The sequence below is a fragment of the Pseudoxanthomonas sangjuensis genome (assembly GCF_010211755.1).
GTDB classification, from domain to species: Bacteria; Pseudomonadota; Gammaproteobacteria; order Xanthomonadales; family Xanthomonadaceae; genus Pseudoxanthomonas_A; species Pseudoxanthomonas_A sangjuensis.
The window spans coordinates 38,066-64,180 of record NZ_PDWR01000006.1 but is presented as its reverse complement, the minus strand read 5'-3'; the positions used below and the strand labels follow the sequence as shown (position 1 = coordinate 64,180).

At 66.7% G+C, this 26,115-nt stretch carries 18 protein-coding genes; 8 read left to right on the top strand and 10 right to left on the bottom strand.

Annotated elements, in window-relative coordinates; all coding sequences use genetic code 11:
• Positions 1 to 60: 60 nt before the first annotated feature.
• The 3 genes from CSC71_RS15655 to CSC71_RS04565 form a co-directional block, all read right to left on the bottom strand.
• Entirely contained in the window at positions 61 to 3,024 is a 2,964-nt protein-coding gene (locus CSC71_RS15655; RefSeq protein ID WP_162373172.1) for a TonB-dependent receptor plug domain-containing protein, read from the bottom strand.
• 60 nt (positions 3,025 to 3,084) lie between these two features.
• The gene (locus tag CSC71_RS04570; RefSeq protein ID WP_162373236.1) at positions 3,085 to 3,870 is read right to left on the bottom strand and encodes an N-acetylmuramoyl-L-alanine amidase; all 786 of its coding nucleotides are present in this window, start codon (positions 3,868 to 3,870) and stop codon (positions 3,085 to 3,087) included.
• Positions 3,871 to 3,998: 128 nt separating this feature from the next.
• The gene (locus CSC71_RS04565) at positions 3,999 to 6,977 is read right to left on the bottom strand and encodes a TonB-dependent receptor (RefSeq protein WP_162373171.1); all 2,979 of its coding nucleotides are present in this window, start codon (positions 6,975 to 6,977) and stop codon (positions 3,999 to 4,001) included.
• Positions 6,978 to 7,444: 467 nt separating this feature from the next.
• Between CSC71_RS04565 and CSC71_RS04560 the strand changes: the two genes are divergently transcribed.
• The 6 genes from CSC71_RS04560 (at position 7,445) to CSC71_RS04535 (ending at position 14,455) form a co-directional block, all read left to right on the top strand.
• Complete coding sequence (locus tag CSC71_RS04560; protein ID WP_162373170.1) at positions 7,445 to 8,830, top strand: C40 family peptidase; 1,386 nt, start codon at positions 7,445 to 7,447, stop codon at positions 8,828 to 8,830.
• Between the two features lie 11 nt (positions 8,831 to 8,841).
• Positions 8,842 to 9,933: a dipeptide epimerase gene (locus CSC71_RS04555; RefSeq protein ID WP_162373169.1), complete on the top strand. Its 1,092-nt coding sequence runs from the start codon at positions 8,842 to 8,844 to the stop codon at positions 9,931 to 9,933.
• Positions 9,934 to 10,068: 135 nt separating this feature from the next.
• The gene (locus CSC71_RS04550; protein WP_162373168.1) at positions 10,069 to 10,920 is read left to right on the top strand and encodes a MurR/RpiR family transcriptional regulator; all 852 of its coding nucleotides are present in this window, start codon (positions 10,069 to 10,071) and stop codon (positions 10,918 to 10,920) included.
• A 7-nt stretch (positions 10,921 to 10,927) separates the two neighbouring features.
• Positions 10,928 to 11,698, top strand: coding sequence for a L,D-transpeptidase family protein (locus CSC71_RS04545; protein WP_162373167.1), 771 nt, complete (start codon positions 10,928 to 10,930; stop codon positions 11,696 to 11,698).
• A gap of 31 nt (positions 11,699 to 11,729) precedes the next feature.
• Positions 11,730 to 13,013: an APC family permease gene (locus CSC71_RS04540; RefSeq protein WP_162373166.1), complete on the top strand. Its 1,284-nt coding sequence runs from the start codon at positions 11,730 to 11,732 to the stop codon at positions 13,011 to 13,013.
• Between the two features lie 194 nt (positions 13,014 to 13,207).
• A complete protein-coding gene (locus CSC71_RS04535) occupies positions 13,208 to 14,455 on the top strand; it encodes a dicarboxylate/amino acid:cation symporter (protein WP_162373165.1) in 1,248 nt (415 codons plus the stop codon).
• A 78-nt stretch (positions 14,456 to 14,533) separates the two neighbouring features.
• Here CSC71_RS04535 and CSC71_RS04530 read toward each other — a convergent pair whose 3' ends face one another.
• Together CSC71_RS04530 and CSC71_RS04525 are read right to left on the bottom strand one after the other, a co-directional pair.
• Entirely contained in the window at positions 14,534 to 16,207 is a 1,674-nt protein-coding gene (locus CSC71_RS04530) for a phosphoethanolamine transferase (protein WP_162373164.1), read from the bottom strand.
• Positions 16,204 to 16,956, bottom strand: coding sequence for a phosphatase PAP2 family protein (locus tag CSC71_RS04525; RefSeq protein WP_162373163.1), 753 nt, complete (start codon positions 16,954 to 16,956; stop codon positions 16,204 to 16,206). The genes CSC71_RS04530 and CSC71_RS04525 overlap by 4 nt, the downstream gene beginning before the upstream one ends.
• Positions 16,957 to 17,155: 199 nt before the next feature.
• Here CSC71_RS04525 and CSC71_RS04520 point away from each other — a divergent pair, with 199 nt between their 5' ends.
• Together CSC71_RS04520 and CSC71_RS04515 are read left to right on the top strand one after the other, a co-directional pair.
• The gene (locus CSC71_RS04520; protein ID WP_162373162.1) at positions 17,156 to 17,869 is read left to right on the top strand and encodes a response regulator transcription factor; all 714 of its coding nucleotides are present in this window, start codon (positions 17,156 to 17,158) and stop codon (positions 17,867 to 17,869) included.
• Positions 17,862 to 19,139: a sensor histidine kinase gene (locus tag CSC71_RS04515; RefSeq protein ID WP_162373161.1), complete on the top strand. Its 1,278-nt coding sequence runs from the start codon at positions 17,862 to 17,864 to the stop codon at positions 19,137 to 19,139. The genes CSC71_RS04520 and CSC71_RS04515 overlap by 8 nt, the downstream gene beginning before the upstream one ends.
• A gap of 27 nt (positions 19,140 to 19,166) precedes the next feature.
• Here CSC71_RS04515 and cydX read toward each other — a convergent pair whose 3' ends face one another.
• From cydX to CSC71_RS04490, 5 genes are all read right to left on the bottom strand, one after another.
• On the bottom strand, positions 19,167 to 19,319 hold the full coding sequence (cydX, locus tag CSC71_RS15725; RefSeq protein ID WP_162373160.1) for a cytochrome bd-I oxidase subunit CydX: 153 nt from the start codon (positions 19,317 to 19,319) through the stop codon (positions 19,167 to 19,169).
• A gap of 12 nt (positions 19,320 to 19,331) precedes the next feature.
• Entirely contained in the window at positions 19,332 to 19,865 is a 534-nt protein-coding gene (locus tag CSC71_RS04505) for an REP-associated tyrosine transposase (protein ID WP_281351930.1), read from the bottom strand.
• Between the two features lie 266 nt (positions 19,866 to 20,131).
• Entirely contained in the window at positions 20,132 to 20,419 is a 288-nt protein-coding gene (locus CSC71_RS04500; protein WP_162373159.1) for a hypothetical protein, read from the bottom strand.
• Positions 20,416 to 24,087: an RHS repeat domain-containing protein gene (locus tag CSC71_RS04495; RefSeq protein WP_246191976.1), complete on the bottom strand. Its 3,672-nt coding sequence runs from the start codon at positions 24,085 to 24,087 to the stop codon at positions 20,416 to 20,418. The genes CSC71_RS04500 and CSC71_RS04495 overlap by 4 nt, the downstream gene beginning before the upstream one ends.
• Positions 24,088 to 24,196: 109 nt before the next feature.
• Positions 24,197 to 26,020 carry a hypothetical protein gene (locus CSC71_RS04490; protein ID WP_211367856.1) on the bottom strand — a complete coding sequence of 608 codons (1,824 nt, stop codon included), beginning with the start codon at positions 26,018 to 26,020 and terminating at the stop codon, positions 24,197 to 24,199.
• Positions 26,021 to 26,115 lie beyond the last annotated feature (95 nt).

Sequence of the window (26,115 nt, the reverse complement as noted above, 5' to 3'; positions counted from 1 at the left end):
CGCCGCCGCCGGTTGCCCGGCGGCGGCGGGATTGCGCGTCATGTCATGCGAGTCGCCGCATCACTCGAACTTGTATTCGAGCAGCATGTTGAAGGAACGGCCGCGCGGATCGGCGACGCGCGTATCCCAAGCGCTGCCGCCACCATAATCCAGGTAACCCAAGGTGAATGGCGGGTCGGTGTTGAGCAGGTTACGGATGCCGAAAGTCGCCTTCAGGTTCTCGATGCCACTCCAGCTCACCGAGTAGTTGTACGTGGTGTAGCTGTCCACTTCCGGATCGTACGCCGGCGGCACATAGGTACCGCTGCGCAGACCCGGCGGCACGTAGTCGGTGTAACCATCGCGGTAAACCTGCGACAAGGTGTGCGACCAATCGCCCTTGTTCCAACCGAAGCTCAGGGTGTGCTTCCACCGCAACGGCAGCATTTCGTAGCTGGGGCGGTACGTGTTCATCTTGATGTCTTCGTACGGCTGGGTTTCCAGCTCCTTGGTCTTGTACGTATCCAGGTAGTTGCCATTGAGATGGATACGCCAGTTGCCGCCGTACAACTCGCCAGTGAGATTGGCGTCGACTTCGATGCCGCGGGTCAGCGTGCCGCCAGTATTGACGTAACGCTGGTCGATGTAGGCCACCGCGCCGCTCGAGTCGCGAATCCAGTTCTCCTGGAAGATCTCGTAGTCTTCCTTGAGCTGTGTCAGGTTGGTGCCGCGAATGGTGGACAGGCGTTCGATCTCCCACCAATCAATGCTGATGTTGAAATTACTGGTCGGCGCCAGCACGACACCCACGCTACGCTGCTCGGATTCTTCCGGCTTAAGGTTCGGGTTGCCGCCGGTGAGGCGTATCGGGAAGATTGCTTCGCAGCCCGGTACGTTCGGGTCCGGATTGCCGCCGGGACAGGTGGCCGGGTCGGCGATGTCGTCGCCGGAGCCGAGGGTCGGCGACTCGAGCGTGCGGCGGAACAGCTGCGCGAATGTCGGCACCTTGAAGCCGGTACTGTACGAACCGCGGAAGGCCAGCCAGTCGATCGGCTGCCACTTGAACGAATACTTCGGGTTGAACGTGCCACCGAAACCGGAGTATTCGTCGTATCGACCAGACAGAGTCAAGTTCAGCGAATCCACCACCGGCACAAGGAATTCCGCGAACGCCGCCTTCACCGTGCGTTCCTTCTTCGGCATATAGAAGGTGGCGTCGCCGGCGGCCTGGTAGATCCAGGCACTACCGCCTGGTGTGGCGCTGCTGGTCGGGTACTTGTCGGTGTCCCACCTGTCGGGACCACCAAACTCGTATTCCTCGCGGCGCCATTCCGCACCCACCGCCGCCTGCACTTCCTCGCTGGCCCACAGGTGGAAGCCGAGGCCGCCGCTGAATGTGGCATCGAAGGTGGTCGTGGATGTCTCGCCGTTGTACAACTGCGTCCCCGCGGCGGAGGCGGCGACCAGCGCCGCCTTGGCCTCGGCACTCTGCTCCTGGCCCGGTAGCAGGAACGGATTGAGCAGGCCGGAACCCAACATCGCCTTCAACTGGTCGGTGTAGTAGAAGCCATCGGTCAACACCGATTCGGCCTTGCTGGAGGAACGCGACAGCCCGGTGGTGTAATCCCACGTGCCAATGCTGCCTTCCGCTCCGAACATCAGGCGCAAGGACCTGGTGGTGGTAGTGTACTCGCGCGAGCCACAGGCGTAGCAGCGCCAGCGGTAAGCGATCGGGCTGCCATAGGCCAAGTTCGCCTGTTCGCCGAAATAATCCACGATCGCGTCGTAGACCATGTCGTAGGTATCTTGGGTAAGGGCATTGAGCGGATATGCGTCGAGCGTCGTAGCGGTGGGAGTGGCTGTCGTGGTGATTTGCAAGGCCTCGAAACGGCGCCTGGACTCCACGTCCGAACCCATTGCCTCGGCGTAGAACTGGTGGTTGTCGCCCACCTTGAAGGTGGCGCGGCCAACGAACTGCAGGCTCTTCTGCGGCTGCTGCAATACACGTGCACGGCCATAGTCCCACGAGCAGGCATAGTTGCGGCTGCTGTAATTCCAGATCTGCCCCACCATTTCCCCCATCATGTCGCCTGCGTTTTCGCAGCCGATGCCGCCGGGCAGGTCGGCGATGTTGATGTGTTGCTGGGTCGTGCCATCGGCCGGGTCGGTCAGGCCGCCGCCAATCAGGCTACCCGTTCCGTTGACGACGTTGGCCAGCGGCGTGCCGCTGGTATCCGGAACCAGACCTCGCTCGGGCCGCAGGCTGTTAGTGAAATCACGATCCCAGCCATTGAGCAGCTCGTTCTTCTTGGCGCTCACCGCCATCCATACGTTCCAGCGGTCGGTGTCGAGGTCGCCAAAGCCGCCGAGCATGCTGGCCCGGTAGATGTTGCCGCCGCCTTCCTCGGTGACATCCGCTCCGCCGGTGAGCGTCAGACCCTGGTAGTCGGTCTTGGTGACAAAATTGATCACGCCACCGATGGCGTCGGTACCGTACATCGCCGAGGCGCCGTCGCGCAGCACCTCCACGCGTTCAATCGCGGCAAATGGAATCGAATTCAGGTCGACGACCTGGCCCGCCAGTCCATGCGCGGAAACGCGGCGGCCATTCAGCAGCACCAGCGTGGCATCGGCACCCTGCATGCGCAAGTTCGCGCCGGAGACGCCGTTGTTGCCGCGCGCCTGCGCACTGGCGATGCCGGTATTGGATGCCAGGTTGTCGCCACCGCTGGAGGAAATATTCAACTGCATCAGCAGCTGTTCGGCCGAGGTGATGCCTTGCGCCTCGATGTCGGCCTTCTGGATGATGGTCACCGGCAGCGCCGTTTCGATGTCGGTGCGCTTGATGCGCGAACCGGTCACCTGCACCGCTTCCAGCGTGCGCGCCTGCGCCGCCGTGGGACTGGTGGATTGTGCCGGCGCAGCCTGCTGGTCCAGTTCCTGCGCGGTCTGTTCCTGCGCCAGGACCGCGCCCGGAACGGCGAGGCCCAGCACGATCGCGGCGGCGAGGCGGCCGCGGCGCGGCGAATGCTGTCGAATGCTCATTTGTGGTTCTCCCCCATGCATGTGTGTGACCCCCCGGTTTCGCCAGCCATGGCGTTGTAACTATTCCACAATATTTTCCTGTTGTGGCTGCAATCCCGCCGGTTCCGCCGCCGGCGGCGCCGGTTCAGGTTGCGGCGGCCGGGTCAGCGCGTACAGGATGCGCAAATCGTGCTCGTCCAGCTCGGTGCCGTCCATGCCGCGGAAGCGGTGGTGGAACGCCCGCACCGCCGCGGCGCGGTCCTCAAGCGGATAGCCGAACGCCTGCATCGCCAGCCATGGGTCGAACCCCGGCGGCGGATCGCCGGCGCTCTCGTCCGGCCACACGCCGAAGCCCGCGTCGAACAGCCGCTTCCACGGGAACAGCGGGCCCGGGTCGATCTTGCGCGTCGGCGCCATGTCCTCGTGGCCGATGACCTGCGTCGGCGGGATCCGCAGGCGCGTGGTCAGGTCGCGCAGCAGCACGATCAGGCTATCGATCTGCACGTCGGGAAACGGATCGTGGCCGCTGTTGTCTATCTCGATGCCGATCGATGCCGAATTGACGTCGGTGATCGTGCCCCAGCGCCCGGGGCCGGCGTGCCAGGCGCGCTTGCCGTCCTTCACCAACTGGTAGATGCGCCCGTCGCGGCCCAGCAGGTAATGCACGCCGACCGGGCCCTTGCTGTTGGCGGTCTTCAGCGTGTGCAGGCTCTTCTCGGCCGACTCCTCGGTGGTGTAGTGCAGCACGATCAGCATCGGCTGGCGTTCGTTGAAATTGCGCGAACGCTCCCACTTGGCCAGCGGATTGCGGCCGGTGGCGCAGGACGACAGCAACGCCACCAGCGCCGCGGCCAGCGCCAGCCGCATTGCCTTGCGGACCGATCCGGCTTCCACTCCCGCGATCCTCACGCCGGCGGAGAATGCGGACAGCATAACGAAACCGCCGCCGGAGGTCCGGCGGCGGGCGTTTTCGCACAGCAAACCGCATTGCCGCATCAGAAGTTCCAGGTCACGATCAGGTTCATGTAGCGCGGCGATTGCCACACCGTGCCCTGGCCGAAGTACGGCATCTCTTCGCCGGGCGTCCTTTCGTAGCGGGAGTGCACGTTGACGACCGTCTGCCGGTTGAGCAGGTTGTAGACGGACAAGCGCGCCTTCAGGTCGATGCCTTCCACCGGCAGCGTCCAGGTTACGTTGGCGCCGAGGTTGACCACCCACGGCATGCGGCCGAACGCGCCGCGCCCGGTGTATTCCAGCTGCGCGGTGGTGTAGCTGTAAGGCGCGCAGTTCGCCACGCAGATCCAGCCGGATCCGCCGCCGCTGAACTCGCCGGGACCGCCGGCACTGCGGTTGTCGCCGGGCCAACGCACGCCGAACGCGGTGATGGGGCCGCCGGAAATCGCCGAGGCCGTGGCACCGAAGGCCCACATGTCGTCCAGCTTGTAGCTGCCGCGCAGCTTGATCTGGTGGCGGTGGTCGTTGAACAGCACGCCATAGCGTTCGTTCACGGCCGGGTGGTCGTAGTACTGCACCAGGTTGGTGTCGGCGTAGCCGGTGTCCGAGTTCACCGGGCCTTCGACGTTGCCTTCGCTCTTCGACCAGATGTAGCTGGCGTTGAAGGCCCACTTGTCGTCCCACGCGCGGTCGAGCTGGAATTCCACCGCCTTGTAGGTGCGCTTGGGCTTCTTGTAACCGATGATGTCGCCGTTGCTCTTGACGTAGCCGTCCTTCGAGGAATCGAACGTCACCCAGTCGTTCGTGTCCGGGCACCACAAGGTATTGGTCTCGCCCGGGTTGATGATCGGCCAGTCGCCCGAATACCACGGGCAACCCTCGACGTGGGTGATGCGCACGTCTTCCACGGCGCGGCTCACTTCGCGATAGGTGGCGTTGACGCCCCACGACCACGTCTTGCTGAGCGCCTGCTGGAAACCGAGGATGTATTCGTCCTGGAACACCTGCTTCAGGTCGCGGGCAACGGCGGTGCGCATGTCGGTGGGCGCGGGCACGTTGCCGGTGGTGTTGGTATCGCCGAGCTTCGCGCCGAGGATCGGAAGCAGGTAGGGTTCGCCGGTGGTCGGGTGGCTCATCTGCTGCCAGCCCTCGAGCACGTAGTAGTCGTGCTCGTCGGTGGTGCCGCCGCCGAAGTAGTCGGTCAGCTTGTTGGTGATCGGCAGGTAGTAGCGGCCGGCGTTGCCGAACAGCTTGGTGGTGCCGTCTCCCTTCATGTCGAAGCTGAAGCCGACGCGCGGGGAGATCATGTCGCTGAAATCGGTCTTGGCGAAGGTCGCCCCCGAGGCCAGCGTGTTGGTGAACTTGTCGAAGCGCAGGCCCAGGTTCAGCAGCAGCTTGGACGTCACGCTCCAGTTGTCTTCCACGTACAGCGCCTGCGCCTTGGTCGTGACCGGGGCGCCGGTGATGTAGTGGCGGGCGTCGACGATCGCGGTGACGCCGTCCGGGATGACGGCGTCGTTCGGCAACGAATTGCCGGGCGTGGCGGGCAGCGGTGTGTAGCCCCAACCATCGCCCGGATACACGACCGAGCTGTTGGAGTCCATGTCTTCCTGGTCGGCGCCGAAGCGGATCAGGTGATCGCCGAGCGTCCATTCGAAGTCCAGGCGGGACACGCGGCGCTCGTCGAAGCGGCTGCTGATGCTGCTGTTGCTCGGATGGCAACCGACCCTCATCGGCAATTCGCCGAATGCGTTTTCGTAAGTGGCGGTATCGAACCTGCTGCACTCGCCATCCAGCGGCGTGCCGCTGGTGGCGCTGCGCTTGTTCACGCCGTACATCGCCTTGGCGACGAAGTTGTCGCCGAAGTGGCCGGTGTAAGTCGCCGACCAGTTGTCGCCGCCGGAGCCCGCCGAGCTTTCGCCGTACAGGTTGCCCAGCTGGGCACTGTCCCAGTCATAGGCATAGTCGCCGGTGACCGAGTCGGCCTTGTCGGAGAAGGCCAGCAGCTCCAGCTTGTGGTCGTCGGTGATGTTCCAGTCGAGCTTCGCGCCCCAGAAATCGTTGTCGCTCTTGGTGATCCAGGCCTCGTCGGTATCGATGTCCTTCGAGTCCGCGTCGCGCTTTTCGTACATGGCGAAGAAGAACAGCCTGTCCTTCACGATCGGACCCGACGCCCATACGTTGGTCTTGAAGAACGGGCTGGCATCGCGGCTGGTACGGTCGCGCTCGTCGATGGTGCCGTCGGAGTGGAAGTGGTCCTCCCTGTGCGCCCTCCAGTCCGCCGGTTCCAGCGTCACTTCGACGCCGCCGTGGAATTCGTTGCCGCCCGAGCGCACCACGCCGCTGATGACGCCGCCGGTGCTGCGACCGAACTCCGCGCTGTAGCCGCCGGTCCTGATCTGGAAGTCCTGGAAGAACGCGAACGGCACCGAGGAGAAGCCCTGGCGACGGTACGGATCGGTGACGTCGAGGCCGTTGATGTAGACGACGTTTTCGGCCACCGACGAACCGCCGAAGGTCAGGCCGCCGAAGGTGGCGCCGGAAGCGACCACGCCGGGCGCGAGCAACGCGACCGAGGACAGGCTTTGGTCGACCGGCAGGCGCGCCCACTCCTCGCGGGAGATATTGGTCGAGGTTTCGGTGCTGTACACGTCGACGCGGTTGACCACGCGCGAACCGACGACGGAAACCGTGTCCAGGTTGACCGCGCCGCTGCTGTCGAGGTTGACCGAGGTGGTGCCGCCCAGCGAGACGCTCACCGCGATCGGTTCGCCGCTGCCCGCTTTCAGCATGTAGTTGCCCGGCGGCAGTTGCGCCACGCGGTAGGTGCCGTCGCGGCCGACCGTGACCGTGCGGCTTGCGCCGGTGGCGGTGTTGGTGACGGTGATCGTCTCGCCGGCGGTCGCGCGGCCCGCGACCGCGCCGGTCACCGCCTGCGCCATCGCCATCTGCGTCATCGAACCCAGGCACACGCCCAGCGCGATGGATAGCGTCGCCCTACGTATCGTCTTGCCTTTCATCCCCGTTCTCTCCTGCGCAAGTGATGTGGTTGTTTCGCCGTTTTCCGTGCATCAGCCGCTGCCGGCCGGCAGCATTCGTCGTTCGAAGCCGTGGTCCCGCTGGTCGTGGTACTGGCCGCGGCGCGAATCCGCGCGCGCGGTCGTCGCGGCGGGCGACGCATCGAGCGTCGGACCCGCAAAACAGGAAAGGAAAGGGCGTCTACGGGGGCCATCGCCGGCCCGATGGGCAGGCAGCCGCCGGACGCGGACGCGACCGCCGGTCGGCGGTCGCGGGGGAAACGAGCTGGCTGGCGGACCGCTGCCGGCGTTCACGCGGAGGTGCTCATTCGGGGATAACGCCTGTGTAACATGGGCTGAACCGGGGGTCAATAATTTATTCCAATATTTCGTGGTATAAGAAATTAATATTCTTAAACCGCCCGGCCGCCCCATTGCCGCGCCTTCCCGTTTGCTGACAGGCTGACGCCATGCGAACCGTCCTCTTCCTGACCCTGATCCTGCTGGTCGCGTCGCCGGCGGCGGCGCGCGAGGCGGCGCCGGCCCGCGACACCGGCGTACTCGGCATCCGCAGCGACCAGCTGGAGCCCGGCTACTGGATCGGGCGCCTGGCGCACCCGGACCGCATCGTCCTCGATCGCAAGGCCATCGCCGCGCAGAACGCCAGGCTGTATTCGGTCGACCAGTCGATGCACGACCTGTCGCGGCCGCCGGCGGCGCTGCCGCGCGAACAGGTGCGCGGCTGGATCGAAAAACTGGCGCCGTCGTTCGACCGTCCGCTGTTCGACGAGCGCGGCCAGCCGCTCGACCTGGCCCGCCTGGCCGAATCCACCCGGGCGAACCTGCGCCTCGACGCGGTCGCCGAAAGCGTCGCGCCGCGCTTCGGCCTGGTCGTGCGCCGCGCCGACCTGCGCGCGGTGCCGGACCGGCTGCGCGTGTTCCGCAGCGCCGACGACCACGACATCGACCGCTGGCAGGAATCGGCGCTGTTCCCCGGCACGCCGGTCGCGATCGTCCACGAGAGCGGCGACGGGAACTGGTGGTTCGTCGTTTCGCCGAACTACGCGGCATGGGTCGAGAAGCAGTACGTCGCCGAAGGCGCGCGCGAGGCGGTGCTCGGTTACGGCCGCGACCGGCCATACCTGGTCGTCACCGGCGCCAACGTGCGCACGAACCACACGCCGGAGGAGCCGCGCGTGTCGTCGCTGCAACTGGACATGGGCCTGAGGCTGCCGCTGCTGGACTGGCCGCCGCGCGAAGCGGTCAACGGCCAGGACCCGTACGCCGCGTACGTGGTCGAACTGCCGGTGCGCGACGACGACGGCAAGCTGCGGTTCTCGCCGGCGCTGGTGCCGCGCGGCGCCGATGTCGCCACCGGCTACCTGCCGCTGACCCAGGCCAACCTGTTGCGCCAGGGCTTCAAGTTCCTCGGCGAACGCTACGGCTGGGGCAACGGCTACGGCACCCGCGACTGCAGCAGCTTCGTTTCCGAGGTCTACCGCAGCGTCGGCGTCGAGCTGCCGCGCAACACCAGCGACCAGGCGGTGAGCCCGGCGCTGAACCGCATCGCGCTGGGCGAGGACGACGACCGCGCGAAGCGCCTCGCCCTGGTCAAGGCCACCCAGCCCGGCGACCTGATCTACATCCCCGGCCACGTGATGATGGTGATCGGCCACGAAGGCGACCGCACCTGGGTCATCCACGACACCTCCGGCGCGTCGTGGCTGGGCGCCAACGGCGAACGCCTGCGCGCGAAGTTGAATGGCGTCTCGGTCACCCCGCTGGAGCCGATGCTGGCCGGCGGGACCGACACCTACGTCGACCGCATCACCAACATCCAACGCATCCGCCCATAACGACCGCCCCGATGAAGATCACCGACATCCGCCTGGGCATGCTGCGCATGCCGCTGAAGACCCCGTTCAAGACCGCGTTGCGCAGCGTCGACGCGGTCGAGGACATCGTGGTGGTGATGCGGACCGACGACGGCCGGGTCGGCTACGGCGAAGCGCCGGCGACCGCGGTGATCACCGGCGACACCCACGGTTCGATCATCGAGGCGATCGACAAGATCATCCGCCCGCGCCTGATCGGCCAGGACATCGCCGACCTCAACCAGATCACCCGCACCATCCAGACCTCGCTGGAGCGCAACTACAGCGCCAAGGCCGCGGTCGAGATCGCGGTCTACGACCTGTGGGCGCAGCTCTACGACGCGCCGCTGTACAAGCTGCTCGGCGGCGGCGACCCGGTCATCACCACCGACATCACCATCAGCGTCGACTACATCGACAAGATGGTCGCCGACTCGATTTCCGCGGTGGAGCGCGGCTTCGAGTCGCTGAAGATCAAGGTCGGCAAGGACATCGGCCTGGACGTGGAGCGGGTCAAGGCGATCCACGCCGCGGTCGAGGGCCGCGCGCTGCTGCGCATCGACGCCAACCAGGGCTGGACCGCGAAGCAGGCGGTGTTCGCGATGCACCAGCTGGAGGACGCCGGCGTGGAGATGGAACTGCTGGAACAGCCGGTCAAGGCGCGCGACATCGACGGGCTGAAGTACGTCACCGACCGCGTGCACACGCCGGTGATGGCCGACGAGAGCGTGTTCGGCCCGGTCGAGGTGATCGACCTGATCAAGATGCGCGCCGCCGACATCATCAACATCAAACTGATGAAGACCGGCGGCCTGTCCAACGCGATCCGCATCGCCGACATCGCCTCGCTGTACGGCGTGGAATGCATGATCGGCTGCATGCTGGAGAGCAGCATCAGCGTCGCCGCGGCGGCGCACCTGGGCGTGGCCAAGGCCGACGTGATCACCAAGGCCGACCTGGACGGCCCGTCGCTGGGCCAGTACAACCCGGTCGAGGGCGGCGTGATCTTCGACGAGTCGGAGATCTCGATCACCGATGCGCCGGGACTGGGCATCCGCGAGATCCGCGGGCTGGAAATGCTCTAATGGACCCATCGTTCCGGACCCGGTGAGGGACCCGCTTTCCCGGAAAGCGGAAGCGACGGCAGCCCCCCGCCGCGGCAGGAACGGCAACCCGGAGTACCCCTCGTAGCAATGGCGCGCGGAGACCAAGACCGAACCATGCCTCCCCTGGTACGCATCCGCTCCGAACGCGACCAGATGTCGGCGATCGAACGCCGCATCGCCGACTTCATCCTCGAGAACGCGGTGCTGCTGCGCGACTACTCGTCGCAGCAGCTGGCCAACGCGCTGGGCATCAGCCAGTCCAGCGTGGTCAAGTTCAGCCAGAAATTCGGCTTCAAGGGCTACCCCGACCTGAAGTACTCGATCGGCGAAGCGGTCGCGCGCGGCGGCAACGGCCATCCGGCGATCGCGCCCGAGGCCACCGCGCCCGCCGACGACTACACGCGGCTGCAGGAGGACCTGCGCCGCAGCAAGGCCGCGGCCGAGGAGGAAACCCGGCTGCTGAACCCGCGCGAGCGCATCGAGCCGATCGTGCAGCTGCTCGACGCGGCCGGCAAGGTCTTCGTCTGCGGCCTCGGCGACGACGGCCTGTTCGCGCGCGAATTCGCGATGCGCCTGTCGCTGCTCGGCATCCTCACCGTGCACCACGCCGACGCGATCCTGATGATGGCCAACCTGTCGGCGGCGCGCTCCGGCGACGTGCTGATCGTGTTTTCCGAATTCGGCCAGCTGCCGGAGCTGTCGCAGCTCAGCCGCCAGTTCCAGGCCGGCGGCGGCAAGGTGGTGTCGATCACCCGCCATACCGCCAATCCGCTGCGCGCGCACGCCGACGCCGCGCTGGCGATCTCCGCGCACGACCCCGCGCCGTACGTGGCGCAGTTGCTGTACCGTTCGTCGCTGCAGTACCTGCTCGACTTCCTGTTCGTGCTGCTTTGCCGCGCCAACCCGGAGCGGCAAAGCCGGCTGAGCATCAACCTGGAGCGCATCCAGCACCTGCTGGAGTCGTGATCGCCGCATGAAGCCACGCGCCGTCGTTTCCCTGTTCCTCGCCGCCCTGCTCTCGTCCTGCGCGGCGCGCGGCACGCCGGCGACGGCCGCGCCGCTGCCGTGGGACGACGCGCAACAGCTGGTGCTGGTGCTGGTGCCGGACTGGGACTCGAACACCGGCACGCTGCAACGCTACGGGCGCGAAGGCGACGGCTGGAAGGCCATCGGCGCCGCGGCCGAGATCACCGTCGGGCGCGCCGGCGTGGCCTGGGGCATCGGCTTGCACCCGCGGCAGGCGGACGGCCCGCAGGGCGCACCGGTCAAACGGGAAGGCGATGGCCGTGCGCCGGCCGGCGTGTTCGCGCTGGGCGACGCCTTCGGCTACGCGGCGGACGCGGACACCCGGCTGCCCTACCTCGCGCTGGGCGAATCGCAGTACTGCATCGACGTCGACGGCTCGCCGCTGTACAACCGCATCGTCGACGCGAAGGACGTCGGCGCCGGCGCGGTGAAGGACTCGACCGAACCGATGCGCCGCGACCTGCACGCCAACGGCGACCAGCGCTACCGCGAAGGCTTCGTGATCCGCCACAACCCGCGGAACGTTTCCGGCATGGGCAGTTGCATCTTCGCCCACCTGTGGAAGGCGCCGGGCGAACCGACCGCCGGCTGCACCGCGATGGCGCCGGCGACGATGGAGGCGTTGCTGGCCTGGCTGGACCCGGCGCGGAAGCCGGTGTTCGTGCTGCTGCCGCAAGCCGAACACGAACGGCTGAAAGCGGCATGGCGGCTGCCGTGAACCGCGCCCGCGGCCGCAGGGGCGGAACCCGATGACCGCGCCTTCCGGCGGCTACGTCCGCGCGGTCGGCCGCTGGCAACTGGTCGGCCTGTCGATCAACGACGTGATCGGCAGCGGCATCTACCTGCTGCCGGCGGCGACGGTGGCGCTGATGGGCGCGTACAGCGCGTGGGCGGTGCTGCTGGCCGGGGCGGTGGTGACCCTGCTGGTGCTGTGCTACGCGCAGGCCGCGGCCTACTTCGACCAGGCCGGCGGCAGCTACCTGTACGCGCGCGAAGCCTTCGGCCCGTTCGCCGGCTTCCAGATCGGCTGGATGCTGTGGCTGACCCGGATCGCGTCGGCAGCCGCACTGAGCAACGGCCTGGCCGCCGCGCTGGCGCACTTCCACCCGGCCGCCGGCGAAGGCGCGTGGCGGGTGCTGATCGTGGTCGCTTCGCTCGGCCTGCTGACCGCGATCAACCTGATCGGCGTGCGCTCGGCCGCACGCACCGGCGTGGCGCTGGCGATCGCCAAGCTGGTGCCGCTGCTGGTGTTCGTCGCGGTCGGCCTGGCCCACGTGGACTGGCATCTCGCGCTGCCGCCGCTGGACGTGCCGCCGCTGCACAACCTCGGCGAAGCGGCGCTGCTGCTGCTGTTCGCCTACGCCGGCTTCGAGAACGCTCCCGCCGCCGCCGCCGAATACCGCAACCCGCGCCGCGAGCTGCCGTTCGCGCTGATGGTGATGGTCGCCACCGTCACCGCGGTCTACGTCAGCGTGCAACTGGTCGCGCAGGGCACGCTGCCGGGACTGGCCGCGTCGAAGACGCCGCTGGCCGATGCCGCCGCCGGTTTCGCCGGGCACTGGGCGGCACTGCTGCTGACCTTCGGCGCGGTGGTGTCGATCCTGGGCACCAACAGCAACACGATGATGTTCGGTCCGCGCTACCTGCAGGCACTGGCCGCCGACGGCTACGGCCCGCGCCGGCTGGCGGCGCTGCACCCGCGCTTCCACACCCCGGCCGCGGCGATCGGGCTGCAGTTCGCGGTCGCGCTGGTGCTGGCGCTGTCCGGTTCGTTCGTCGGACTGGCGGTGCTGTCGACCATCACCCGCCTGCTCGCCTACATCGGCACCGCGGGCGCGGTGATCCGGCTGCAGCGGCGCCATGCAGGCCGCAGCGACGCCTGGCGCCTGCGCGGCGGCGCGCTGGTTCCGGCCGCGGCGCTGCTGCTGTCGCTGGCGCTGCTGGCCAGCGCCAGCTGGCAAAGCCTGCTCGCCGTCGCCGTGGCGTTCGCGGTCGGCGCGCTGATCTACCGCTTCCGCCGCACGCCAAGCTGACGTTCCCGCTGTAGGAGCGGCGGTTTTCAACAGACGAATGTCTGGTCAAGCCGCGAACGCTTTGCCTGCGGACGAAAAGCGTTCGCGGCTTACGCCGCTCCTACAATGATTCCGTTTCGCTTTATAGACGGCTTCCGGAAGCAAACCCGGATACGGCACACTCCCCGCACGACCGAAACGAGAGACCGCACCGCATGTCGACCACCGCCCGCGTACTGCTTGCCCTGCTGCTTGGCGCCGCCACCGGCCTGGGGCTGTACTTCTGGGACCAGAACACCGCGGGCACGGTCGCCGGCATCGTCCAGCCGATCGGCAAACTGTGGATCAACGCGCTGCAGATGACCGTGGTGCCGCTGGTCACCGCGCTGGTGGTGCTGGGCGTCAATTCGGCCACCGACGCCGCCGCGTCCGGGCGCATCGCGCGCAACGCACTGGTCGTGTTCCTGGTGTTGCTGACGCTGGCCGCGACCTTCGCCGCGTTCTTCGCCCCGGCCTTCCTCTCGCTGCTGCCGCGCGACGAAGCCGACATCGCCAACATCAAGCTCGCGCTGGACCCGGTGGCCGCGTCATCGACCACCGCCGCCGGATTGGGCGAGGCGCTCGCGTCGATCATCCCGTCGAACGCGATCGCCGCCGCCGCCAACAGCGCGATGCTGCCGCTGGTCGCGTTCGCGCTGTTCTTCGGCTTCGCCCTGAACCGGATCGACGCCGAGCGCCGCGCGCGCATGCTCGACCTCGTCCAGACCATCGCCGACACCATGATCGTGATCGTGCGCTGGGTGCTGTGGGCGGCGCCGGTGGGCGTGTTCGCGCTGGCGCTGGTGGTGTGCGCGCGGGTCGGCGCGGGCGTGCTCGGCGCGCTGGCCGGCTACATCGCCATGCTGTGCGCGATGTACGTCGCGGTGACGCTGCTGCTGTACGTCGTCGCCCGCGTGTTCGGCGGCGAACCGTTCCGCCGCTTCGCCGGCGCGATCCTGCCGGCGCAGGCGGTGGCGGTCAGCACCCAGTCGTCGCTGGCCTCGCTGCCGGCGATGATCGACAGCGCGCGCGTGCGCCTGGGCTATCCGCTGCAGGTGACCTCGCTGGTGCTGCCGATGGCGGTGTCGCTGTTCCGCATCACCAGTCCGGTGCAGTACATCGGCGTGGCCTTCTTCGTCGCCTGGCTGTACGGCATCGACATCCCGCCGGCGCACGTGGTCGCCGGCATCGCGATGGCGGTGGTGATCAGCATGGGCTCGGTCGGCCTGCCCGGCCAGGCCATCTTCATGACCACCAACCTGCCGGTGGCGCAATCGATGGGCCTGCCGCTGGAACCGCTGGGCATGCTGATGGTGGTGGATACCCTGCCCGACGTGTTCGCCACGCTCGGCAACGTCAGCGCCGACCTGACCGCGGCCACCGTGGTGGCGAAGCGCAACGCCGGCGACGACGCCCCGGCCTGACGCGCTCGCCGCACCCGGCGTGCGCGCCGGGGCGGGGCGATCGAAGGCAACGGAACGGACCTCGCCCCGCGAGGGCGCTCAGCCGCGCCGGCACGCGGCGAACAGGTCGCGCGACGCGTCGTAGGCCTTCGTCCGCACGTCCAGCAGGGCCAGCACCGACGGGAACAGGTGGTCGTGGTCGACCGGCCTGGCGGCCTCGTCGCGCAGGCAGGCCAGGTCGAGCCGCGCGTCGGCGGCGAACTGCGGCGAGAACCACATCAGCATCGGTACGTGCAGTTGCTGCTCCGGCGCGATCGCGTACGGCACGCCGTGCAGGTACAGGCCCTTCTCGCCCAGCGATTCGCCGTGGTCGGACACGTAGAGCAGCGCCGTGTCGTAGGCATCGGACTGCGCCCGCAGGAAACCGATGCTCCGGGCGAGGAAATGGTCGGTGTACAGCAGCGCGTTGTCGTAGCTGTTGACGATCTGCTCGCGCGTGCAGTCGCTCAGTTCGTCGGTGTCGCAGGTCGGGGTGAAGCGGCGGTACTGCGGCGGGTAGCGGTCGTAATAGCTCGGCCCGTGGTTGCCCAGCTGGTGCAGCACCACCACGCGGTCGCCGGCGGCCGGGTCGAGCTTCTCCGCCAGCCCCTTCAGCATGATCTCGTCCAGACAACGGTCGCCGCTGCAGAACTCGGGGTCGGTGGCGGCGTTGAGCCGGTCGATCGGCAAGCCGTCGCAGACGCCCTTGCAGCCGGTCTGGTTGTCGCGCCACAGCGTGCCGACGCCGGCGCGGTCGAGCACGTGCAGCAGCGACTGGTGCGTGCGGATGCGGTCCTCGTCGTAATCGTGGCGGCCGAACGGCGAGAACATGCACGGCACCGAAACCTCGGTGCTGCTGCCGCAAGCGTGCGCCTGCGGGAAGTTGATCAGGTCGGTCATCGCCGCCAGTTCCGGCGTGGTCTGGCGTTCGTAGCCGTCCAGGCCCCAGTTCTGCGCGCGCGCGGTTTCGCCGACCACCAGCAGCAGCAGGCGCGGCTTCGCGCCGGGCGCGCGCGGCACCTGTTTCGCGTCCTCGCCGACCGGCAGCAGCGGCGCCTTCTTCCCCGGCGGCTGCGCGAACAGCACCCGGCCCAGCGCGTAGACATAGTTGCCGGGCGTCACCAGGTAGCGGTCCTCGGTGTGGTTGCGCATCAGCGCCGCCACGTCCTTGCCGGCGAGCAGCACGCCGGCCGCGGCCAGCGCCAGCATGCCGGCGAGGAAGGCCAGGCGCAGGCCCAGCGCGCCGCGCCAGCCGCGGCGCACGATCTCCACGCGCCACAGCAGCGCGACCGGAACCACCGCCAGCAGCAGCAACGGCAGCACCAATCCCGGCGTCAGCAACTCGCGCGACTCCTGCCACTCGGTGTGCAGCACGTTGCGGATCATGTCCGGGTCCAGGTAGACCCGGTACGCGGCCATGTAGTGCGCGGCGAACGCGGTGACAACGAACAGTGCGACCAGCAACGGTTTCGCCGTCCACCGGTTCAGCACCAGGCCGAGCAGCAGGCCGTGCAGCGCCACCAGCAGCAGGAACAACGCGAGCCACAACCGCCACTGCCCCGGCGCGTGCGCGGCAACGGCCTGCCAGAACGGGACGTTGCAGGCCAGCGCAAAGAACAGGCTCGCCAGCACGGCCAGCGTTTCGGTGCCGAGGCGCGGACGCCACGCCGACCACGCCGCCAGCGCCCGCCGCAGCCGCGGGAACTCGCCCAGACCCAGCGGCCAGGCGCTCATGCCGCGGCCTCCGCGCGCGCCGGCAGCAGGCGGTACGCCAGCACCGCGACGCCCCAGCACAGGATCAGCGCGGTCAGGTCGTGCGACAGGAAATGCGCGCCGCGCAGCTGCTGGGCAATGCCGAAGACCGCGCCGGCGCCGAGCCCGATCGCCAGACCCAACCAGCGCCGGCGCGGGCACAGGTCGGCGAAGCAGAAATACAGCGCCACCCACGCATAGCCGGCACTGGCGTGGCCGGCGGGGAAACATCCGCCGTGCCCCGCGTTCGCCGCGATGGTGTGGAACAGGTCGTGCCAAGCCTGGGTCCCGCCGTAGCGCGACAGGTCCCACGGGCAATGCACGCCGGTCCACGACTTCATCCACGACACCAGCGCGGTACCGAGCAGCACCGACAGCGCCAGGCGGCCCAGCGGCCGCCGCCATGCCGCGAACCCGGGACGGACCCAGGCGAACGACCACGCCAGCACCGCGAACAGCCAGGCCGCGGTACTGGCGCGTCGCGCGGCGAGGTGCAGCCACTGCTCGGTGATCGCGTTGCGTTGCAGCGCCCAGGCATGGCCTTCCATCGCGTACACGTGGTCGGCCAGCCACAGGTCGCCGTGCAGCCCGGCCAGCCACAGCATCAGCAGCAGGTACGCGACGAACGGAAGCCCCAGGTGCCGCAGCCAGAAGCCGGGGCGGAAACGGCCGATGCCATCGAGGGCGCGTGCGCCAGGAAGCGCGAGAGAACCGGAGATGGCAGGCTGCATGCAGGCGGCGGGAGCGTGGGATGCCGCGCATACTCGGCGCGCACCCGTCGGCGTCCGGTCGGAACGCCGTCGGAGCCGCGTTAAGGCCGCTGCCGTGCTTCAGCCGCCGTTGCGGCAGAATGGCGACGGCTTCGACAGATTTACGACACCCGCGATGACACGCTCCCCCGCCCCCAACGGCGCCATGAAGGAACCGGCGATGCGCCTGCTCGTCATCGAGGACCACCGCAACCTCGTCGCCAACCTGTTCGACTATTTCGAGGCGCGCGGCCACATCGTCGACGCCGCGCCCGACGGCGTCACCGGCCTGCACCTGGCCACCACCCAGCGCTACGACGCGATCGTCCTCGACTGGATGCTGCCGCGCATGGACGGCCCCGAGGTGCTGCGCAGGCTGCGCGAGGGCCAGGCTATCCAGGGGCCGGGCTCGCAGGTGCCGGTGATCATGCTGACCGCGCGCGACGAGCTGCCGGACAAGATCGCCGGCTTCCGCGCCGGCGCCGACGACTACCTGACCAAGCCCTTCGAGCTGCCGGAACTGGAAGTGCGCCTGTCCGCATTGCAGGCGCGCATCCGCGGCCACCGCCGCAACCCGGTGCTGGAAGTGGAGGACCTGCGCATGGACCTGGCCACGCTGGAGGTCACCCGCGCCGGCCAGCCGCTGCACCTGTACCCGGCCTGCCGCAAGCTGCTGGAAGTGCTGATGCAGGCCAGCCCCGCGGCGGTCACGCGCGAGCGCCTGGAATACGCGCTGTGGGGCGACGAGCCGCCCGACGGCGACATGCTGCGTTCGCATATCTACGAACTGCGCCGCAGCGTCGACGGCCCGTTCCCGGTGAAGCTGATCCAGACCCTGCCTCGCATCGGCTACCGGCTGGTCGCGCCCGGCCCGGCACCGGCGGCCCATGGCTAGGACAAGCAGCCTGCGCCAGCGCATCGTCCGCTGGCTGATCGCGTTCGCCGCGGCGATGACGGTGGGCATCATCGCGCAGGGACTGGTGATCAACGAATACGTCGAGCGCATCGTCTGGAAGTCGCTGCTGACGGTCGAACTGGACCACTTCATCCAGCGCAGCCGGGCCGAACCCGGCTACCGTTGGGACGACACCGCCGGCTTCGTGGTCTTCGACGGCGCCCGCGACGTGCTGCCGCAGCCGATGCGCGGCCTCGGCCCCGGCCTGCACGACGATCTCGAGTTCGGCGGCAAGGAATACGTCGTCCTGATCCGCGACGCCGACGGCCGCCGCTATGCGATGGCCATGGACATCCGGCAGTTCGAACGCGACGAGATCGAGTACAACCTGATGATCATCGTCCCGGCGACGCTGCTGCTGCTGGTCCTGGGCGCGGCGATGGCCTTCGGCATGCGCCGGCTGCTGCAGCCGCTGAGCCAGCTGGCGCAGCGCATCGGCGCACTGCGGCCGGAGCGGTCGGGGCAGCGCATCGACATCGGCGGCAACGCCGGCTCCGAGCTGCAGGTCATCGCCGACGCCTTCAACGACTACCTGCGGCGCAACGAGCAATTCGTCGAACGCGAGCGCACCTTCATCGACAGCGCCAGCCACGAACTGCGCACCCCGCTCTCGGTGATCGCCGGCGCCAGCGAGCTGGCGCTGGAGCAGGACGGCATGCCGCCGGCGGCGCGCAAGCAGCTGCAGCGCGTGCGCCGCGCCGCGCGCGACGTCGAGCAGCTGGTGTCGCTGCTACTGGTGCTGGCCAAGGACCCGTCGCGGCTGGCCGCGGCCAGCGACCGCTTCGCGCTGGACGAGCTGCTGCCGGAAATCGTCGACGACCACCGCGCCCTGACCGGCGGCAAGGACCTGGCGCTGGCGCTGGAACCGCCGCCGCACTGCGAGGTCGTCGCGCCGCTGCCGATCGTGCAGGCGGCGATCGGCAACCTGCTGCGCAATGCGATCGAGAACAGCGACCGCGGCGAGATCCGCATCCGCCTGCACGCCGACGCCACGGTGACCATCGACGATCCCGGCCACGGCATGTCGCCGGAGGAAATCAGCCGGCTCTACGCCCAAGTCGCGCGCGGCGGCCGCGACGGCGGCGGGATTGGTCTTGCGCTGATCTCGCGGCTGTGCGAACACCTCGGCTGGCAACTGGAATTCTCGCCGTCGCCGGCCGGCGGCACGCGCACGACGCTGCGGCTGCATGCCGGAACGGAGAAAGCCTAGGACGCGACGACCCGGGTGCGTCCGGCACTACTTCCCGTCGCGCAGGGCGCGGTCCGACTCGCGCATCTCGTACCACATGCCGCTGAGGATGGCGAAGCTGGTGGCCAGGCCCACGCCGAGTATCCACGCGAAGGGCCGTAGGCTGGGATGAAGCGAAGCGTAATCCCAGCGCCTCCACACAACAAGGCGACATCACTCCCAGTTCATATCACGCACGTCGTTGCCCACACCCCAATCTTCGGTGTAGACGCCCCGTTCCACCCAGCGAGGAAACGTCGAATAAGGCCAATCCCTCGCCTGCGCCACGTAGCCGTGCTTGACCGGGTTGTAATGAATGTAATCCACGTGCCGCGCGTAATCGGCGTCGTCGCGGATGAGGTGTTCCCAATACCGACGTTGCCAGATGCCGCGTTCGCCCTTGCGCAACCGGCTGGCCGATTGCCGCTCGCCCTTGGCCATGGCCCGCGAGAATCCCGCCTTGATCAATCGCCAGCGACTGGCGTAATTGTCGTCTCCTTCCGGCATGCGCCACAGGCAGTGCAGGTGGTCGGGCAGGACGACGATGGCGTCCATGGCAACCGGATGCTCCGCCAGCGTTCTCCGGAAGGCTTCCCGCAGAAGATCGATATTGTCCGTCAGGAGGGTGTTGCCCTGGCGCTCGGCCAGGTTGACCGTGAAGAAATATGTCCCGCCTAGCGTTCGGTTGCGGAGATAGGTCCGCACCACGGCGAGAATAGCTGGGATGACCAGCCTCCGGCTGTTGAAAAGCGCTTGCGCTTCGCTTCATCCCAGCCTACGGCCCTGTAACTCAGGTCCAGCGCCCCGGCGTCGGTGCTGCGGCCGGGCAACTGCCGCGCGTTCTGCGTCATCGTGTGCACGATGCCGTTGCCGCGAATTGATTGAAGAAAGAGCTTCCGCCGGCCTCAGCACCGGCGATATGGAAGTTTAATTCCCGTCCCCTTTAAGTCGCCCTTTAAGTCGTCCCCTTTAAGTCAAACGACATGGACTATCGCCGTGGTTCTATTTCCTTCAATCAGCTCGAACTGAACGCCCGATCGAAACCGCTCCTCAGGCGCATTAGGCGAGAGAAATCGAGCTTCTGCCTTGCATGGCTGACTGCGTGCGTTCCCCTGAATTTGAAGAACAACACTCCATGCCTCAGATGGCCACAAAGCTTCGTCCTCTCGAAAGCGCGCGACAGTAATGTACTGCCCTGAAATCGGCAGCCGATTCAGCTTTTCTTCGGACCAATAAACCAGCACTTGGTGTGTTTTATTCACGGCAACTCCCGAATTGCAGCTTGCTCAAGCTGGCTAAGTTCGGCATATCGAGCAGGCCCAACGCCGTCCAACTTTTCGACACGAAAAAGTTTGTCTGCAATAGACTTAGGAAGCTTAATTTCCAACAGCTTGCTTATTCCCTTTCCATTCAACTTATCGCCCCACTCTTTTGCGTGCTTTAACGATTCCGCCAACCACTTGCCTTCGAGAGAGTTTGGTCCAATTGAAAATCTACCAGTGGCACGAATCGATGCCGCTTCCGCTTCACTTACCGCCCGATAGAGAGTTGTCGTCCCTCCTCTTCCTGCGCCAGCAATACCTCCGCCAGCGACGATTGTTATCAGCGTGGTGACGAAATTCTCGTGCGACTCCTGTGCCATCTCCAATAGTTCGGTGTCGCCTCCCACACTCTCGATAAGCTTCCTCTGACTCTTTGGCGTCTTGTACCGCCGAAACAAACCCGAGGTGGCGCTCCGATAGGACGTGCCCTCATTGCACCCACCCACGCCGCAGAAGTTCTTTCTTTGGCGCTCCTCATATTCATCTTGACGTTGTGATTGCCTCCCATCTGGATCGATAAAAGCGTACGGATTGTTCGATGCGTACAAGTACCGATTGAACGCGCCGACTGGGTTGCTGTACGCCGTCACCGGATCAACACTCAGGAACACACCCAGCACCGGATCCATGTAGCGCTGTTGCATGTAAGTCATCCCGGTCGCCGCATCCTGCACATGCCCGGTGTAGCCCGGCCCGTCCTTCGCCGTGCCGTTGATCTGCTGTCCGTACGGCTCGTACTCGTACTTGTTCATGAACGCCTTGTTCGCGTCCGTCTCTGCGATCGGCGTGCCCAGCGCGTCGGTGTGTTGGTAGCGGGTCGTGTACACGTTCGTCGTCGTGTTCCGCTCCCGCCACGCCACCAGGCTGCCGGCCAGGTAGAAGTATTCGGTCACCTTGCCGGCGCGGTTGTCGCCCACCATCACCAGTTGCCCGCCCTGGGTGTACTGGCTGCGCTTGGCCACCCCGTTGACCGCATCCGACACCCGACGCCCCAGCCCGTCGTAGACGTAGGCATTGGCCGTCCCACCCACGCTGCGCAGCCGGTTGCCGTAGTCGAAGCTGTACAGGGTGCCATTCTTGTTGGCCAGGTTGCCCTGCACGTCGTAGCCCAGCCCGATCACCGTGGCCCCGGCGCAACTGCCGGTCTTGACGTTGCCCAGCCGCCAGTTCGTGTCGTAGCAGTAGTAGTGGTTGCGCGCCTTGCTGCCGCCACCGACATTCACCTGGGTCAGGTTGTCCAGCACGTCGTAGCTGTAGCCGGCCGTGCCGAACATGTTGCTGGTGGTCTGGGTCAGCCGGTCCAGCCCGTCGTAGCTCATGCCCCGGGTCTGCCGGCCGTCGATGCCGTCGACGATCTGGCTGACGTTGGCGTTCTTGTCGAAGCTGTAGCTCAGGTCCAGCCGCTTGTCCGCCGCGGCCGTGCAGCCGGCCACGATGCAGTCGAGGCTGCGCGCCGGCAGCTGCCGCGCGTTCTGGGTCATCGTGTGCACGATGCCGTTGCCGTAGGTGAACTGCTTCACCGCCCCGTTCGGGTAGTAGCTGACCCCGCTGGCGTAGCTGCCGACCTTGGTCGGCTGGCCCAGCGCGTTCGGGGCATAGTCGATGGTCAGCCCGTGCCAGTTGTTGTTGGCCAGGTGGCCGTTGGCGTTGTAGGCGTAGTTGTACGGCCAGTTGACCCCGCCGTCGCTGTAGACCAGCGTCTCCCGGGTCAGCAGGCGGCGCTTGTTGTAGCTGTAGTTGGTGACCACCGGCACGGTGTTGCCGGCCGCGTTGTAGGCGGTGACGCTGGCCGGCAAGCCGTCCGGGGTATAGGTCCAGCTCTGGTTGCCCAGCCCATCCGGGAACACCAGCGTCTTGAGCCGGTTGCGGGCATCGTAGGTGCGGTCCACGCGGCGGGGGGCGACGTTGGCCGAGGTGCCGGCGGTCTCGCAGGCCTGTGTGCTGCCCAGCCCCGCCGCGCTCCACTTCAGGTTGCCCGCCCCGTCGTAGCCCATCAGCGTGGCGCCGGTCTCCGGTTCCACCGCGCGACACAGCTCCTGGTTGGCGTTGTAGGCGTAGTCCCGGTTCAGCGCCACCGTGCCGCCGGTCGGGCTGCTGCTGTTGCTGCGCCGGATCCGGGTCGGCTTGCCGAACGGGTCGCGGGTGATGTGGGTATAGGCACCCTGCGGGTGCGCGATCGCTACTGGCCAATCCGCGCCCGGCTGGTCGTAGGCCTGATAAGCGGTAACGGTCTGCGCGCCACGCGGATTGATGACCAGGGTCTGGAAACCGCTCAGATACGCCGTGGTCGCGGTCAGCAGGCCCTGCTCGCTGTCCTGCGATACCGACGTGACCCGGCCCAGCGCGTCGTACTCGGTCCAGGTGCCGGTGCTCAGCGCATCGGTCGTGCCCGGGTACGCGGCGAAGGTGGTGCGTCCCTCATGGTCGTAGGTGAAGCGCTGGAAGCGCTGGGTGCCGGCCACGTTGCCCGCGTCGTACTCGCGCACCACCTGCGGCCGCCACAGCGCGTCGAAGTAGCTGATCTTCTTGCCGTTGCCGGTGCTGACGGTCTGCCGCCAGTGCCCGGCGGCAATGCCGTACTCGGTGCTGGCCACCGGCTCGAACACCTGGGTGGTTGCCGCCCAGGTGCTGGTATCGCAGGCGCCAGCCGTGGCCTCGGACGGATAGGTGACCTGGCTGATCCGGCCCATCACATCGTAGCCGTAGCAGGTCTTGTAGCCGTTCTCGTCGGTGACCGAGGTGATCCAGCCGTTGTCGTTGACCACCGCCGACTCGGTCGCGCCGGTCGGCGACTCGGGGGTGATGGGATACTTGATCGTCTGCGGAATGCCGCGCTTCCAGTTGGTCAGCGTGGTGACGTTGTTGTTGCCGTCCTTGACCGTCTTCAGCGTGCCGCGCTGGCCGGTGCTTACCGCGGAGGCAGTGTCGTAGGTCAGAGTCTGCTGCAGCTTGCCGAACGCCGACTGGGTCAGCGGCAGCGCGTAAGTCGTGTCGTAGGTCGCCGACGAGACGACATCGCCATTGCAGGCGGTGCTGGTAGGCACCGCCGCCGTGCAGGTCACGCTGGCAGTCTGGCCCAGCACCCACTTGGCAGTGTTGTCGTGGTAGGTAATTGTCTCGGTGCGGCTGTAGTTCGGCGATGGCGGCAGTTCCGGTGGCGGACTGACTGGCGCGGTCACCAGGATGGCGACATTGACAGTAGGCACGCCAAACCACGAACCGCTATGCGACATCTGCCACTGGAAGTTGTAGGTTCCTGCCGTCGCCGGCGCGGTGATAGAGAAACTGAACGTCGCTGTCTGGTTGGCATAAATCGTGCCGGACGCGATCTGGCTCACACCCCATGTCGTGCCGATCTGTGGGCTGACAGGAACCAGGTTGTATCCGGAACTCGACCTCCACGTCGTGTTGCCGGTGTTCTGCATCCGAATCGTTACGGTCGCCGTCTGCCCAGTCTGCAGACTGGCCGGCACCGATTGGTCCACGAAGGCGGCATCGTCTTCATCGGGATCGCCGCAATCGATGCAGGCCATCGGCTGCGCGACCGCGTCCGTCTCCGGTGCAGTTTGCGCCTGCACCCACGCCGGCTGCAGCAATATGCCCAGCACCAGCGCCAAGAACCATTTGTTGCCCCGAAAACGCATACGCACTCCCCGTGTCCTTATCCCCGACGACTAACGCTCGACCCGCCTTACGCCATCACTCCTGCTGACCGCCTCATGGCGCTGCCGCACTACTCTTCACCACCTTCGTCGGCCGGGCGAACTGATCGAAGCACAGCGTCGTCCCGTTGCTGCCGCAGGTGGCGGCGACCTGCCAGGTGAAGGTTCGGCCTTGCTGGGTGACGATCGTCTGCCTGACCGGCGCATGCCGCTGCCCCGTGCCGTCCCCACGCAGGTTCGGGCTTTCCCCGATCAGTGCCGGGTACAACTGGCCCGATGCGTTGAGCTGATAAGTCCTGTTCTCCACCCGGAGGATGGAAGTGGCGTTGGCACCCCGTTCCACCTTCAGCAGCTTGCCTTCGTCGTCGGCCCACTTGTTGCCGAAGGTGTGGCGGACCCAGTCCTCCGGACCGGTCACGGTGACGGTCCGGGTCCGCGGACAGCTTGTCGGCGTGGGGCAGTCTTCGTCCCAACTGGCGTTGGCCGGACCATAGCTGTAATTCCATGTCGCCGTTGTCAGACCGGGGCCGCTGATCTGCTTGCTGGCCAAGGCCACCACATCGAACGTCTGCGGATATTGCGCATACGGGCCGCTGTAACCTGACCCGGCATACAGGCAGAACTTGTCGACATAGGAGCGGCCATGGCGTTTGATCGCGAACGCGAAGGTGCCCACTGCGCCGGAAGGATGCGTCATTGTCGCGGTGCCGGCATGCCCCATCAATGTCCCTGGACTCTCGCAGGTTGCGTATTCCGAGTTGTACTGGATGCTGGCACTGCGCACGTCGGCCATGTTTAGGCTCCAGGCACTGCCATCCGGCAAGGCGACGGAACTCAGCCCGATGTTCGTACCGCTGCCGGAATAGGCGTAAGTCCAGGTGCGCGTACCGGCAGTTACCGTGGCGATGTAGCCGGATGCGTTGTAGGTCAGGTCGAGCTGGCGACCGTCGCTGGCCTGGATCTTCGTCAACCGCCCCGGGTTGTTCGCATCGTAGGTATAGGTAACCCAGTTGCCGAAGCGGTCTTCGACGCGGGTCGGCAGAATCTGGATTTCCTCGCGCTGAAGATTGGCCTCGTTCGAGGCCATGGGCTGTATATCGGGCCCGCCGGCCGTGGCGGATTGCAGCGACAGCGTCCCCAACCCGGCCAATGGCTTCTTCAGGGTGGATGTGCGTCGACGCGAGACGTGGTCGAATCGATAAATCCATCCTTCCGGACTGCGTGCCAGAAAGGCTTCGCCGACAATGCCGTTGGCCGTGGCCGACAGGCAGGAAAAGAACCATTGCCCCGACGTGACCCAGCGATAGGTGGCGCCATCGGTGGGCCGGTGTGGATTCGCCGAAGTCAACACCAGCATTTCCTGATCACCGCCGCCGGGCAGGTGCAGGCTGTTGCCGGACCAGTATTCTTCGGCCCAGAAGTAATTTCCCGCAGCCGCGCCATCTGCCGGCACCTCCGGCGGCGCTGCCACATACTTATCCGTTACCGAACAGCGCGCATCGGGCGTCGAAGTGGAAACCTGCCAACCGACGGAACTCAAAGTTTTCCGGGCGAAGATGCCGTACAAGTACGGCAGGTCCAGTTCCCAGTCGGCGAATCGGCCTTGGGAATAAAGTCCATCGCGTGGCTGTACCTGGAATCGGCGGCTGACCGCAACCGGCAGGGCCGAGTTGCCGGGGAGACTGACGTCGGTGACCGCGAATTCCGTGCTGCCGGTGTACAGGTTCGTCAGATCGCCGAACAGGTCATTGCCCAATGCACCTATCGCCTCGGCGGACTTGATATGGCGGGCGTACTCCTGATTGATCGCCTTGATGTCCTGGGCTTCGGCCGCCCCCAGAACGCCCAACAAGATTACCGGCGCAATCCACCGAACCATGTACTTGCTCCCCATAAGTTCCCCTTGCAAACCGACAATTAAGGCACCGACAAGATAATGGAGGGACGGAAATTAATTCGGGATTTCCTCGTTTG

Bases quoted from the DNA above. Each gene is read 5' to 3' on its own strand.
- CSC71_RS04525 (WP_162373163.1), bottom strand. From the start codon at position 16,956: ATGCAGCCTGCCATCTCCGGTTCTCTCGCGCTTCCTGGCGCACGCGCC.
- CSC71_RS04530 (WP_162373164.1), bottom strand. From the start codon at position 16,207: ATGAGCGCCTGGCCGCTGGGTCTGGGCGAGTTCCCGCGGCTGCGGCGG.
- CSC71_RS04560 (WP_162373170.1), top strand. From the start codon at position 7,445: ATGCGAACCGTCCTCTTCCTGACCCTGATCCTGCTGGTCGCGTCGCCG.
- CSC71_RS04550 (WP_162373168.1), top strand. From the start codon at position 10,069: ATGCCTCCCCTGGTACGCATCCGCTCCGAACGCGACCAGATGTCGGCG.
- CSC71_RS04540 (WP_162373166.1), top strand. From the start codon at position 11,730: ATGACCGCGCCTTCCGGCGGCTACGTCCGCGCGGTCGGCCGCTGGCAA.
- CSC71_RS04545 (WP_162373167.1), top strand. From the start codon at position 10,928: ATGAAGCCACGCGCCGTCGTTTCCCTGTTCCTCGCCGCCCTGCTCTCG.
- CSC71_RS04570 (WP_162373236.1), bottom strand. From the start codon at position 3,870: ATGCGGCTGGCGCTGGCCGCGGCGCTGGTGGCGTTGCTGTCGTCCTGC.
- CSC71_RS04535 (WP_162373165.1), top strand. From the start codon at position 13,208: ATGTCGACCACCGCCCGCGTACTGCTTGCCCTGCTGCTTGGCGCCGCC.
- CSC71_RS04490 (WP_211367856.1), bottom strand. From the start codon at position 26,020: ATGGTTCGGTGGATTGCGCCGGTAATCTTGTTGGGCGTTCTGGGGGCG.
- CSC71_RS04565 (WP_162373171.1), bottom strand. From the start codon at position 6,977: ATGAAAGGCAAGACGATACGTAGGGCGACGCTATCCATCGCGCTGGGC.
- CSC71_RS04515 (WP_162373161.1), top strand. From the start codon at position 17,862: ATGGCTAGGACAAGCAGCCTGCGCCAGCGCATCGTCCGCTGGCTGATC.
- CSC71_RS15655 (WP_162373172.1), bottom strand. From the start codon at position 3,024: ATGAGCATTCGACAGCATTCGCCGCGCCGCGGCCGCCTCGCCGCCGCG.
- CSC71_RS04520 (WP_162373162.1), top strand. From the start codon at position 17,156: ATGCGCCTGCTCGTCATCGAGGACCACCGCAACCTCGTCGCCAACCTG.
- CSC71_RS04555 (WP_162373169.1), top strand. From the start codon at position 8,842: ATGAAGATCACCGACATCCGCCTGGGCATGCTGCGCATGCCGCTGAAG.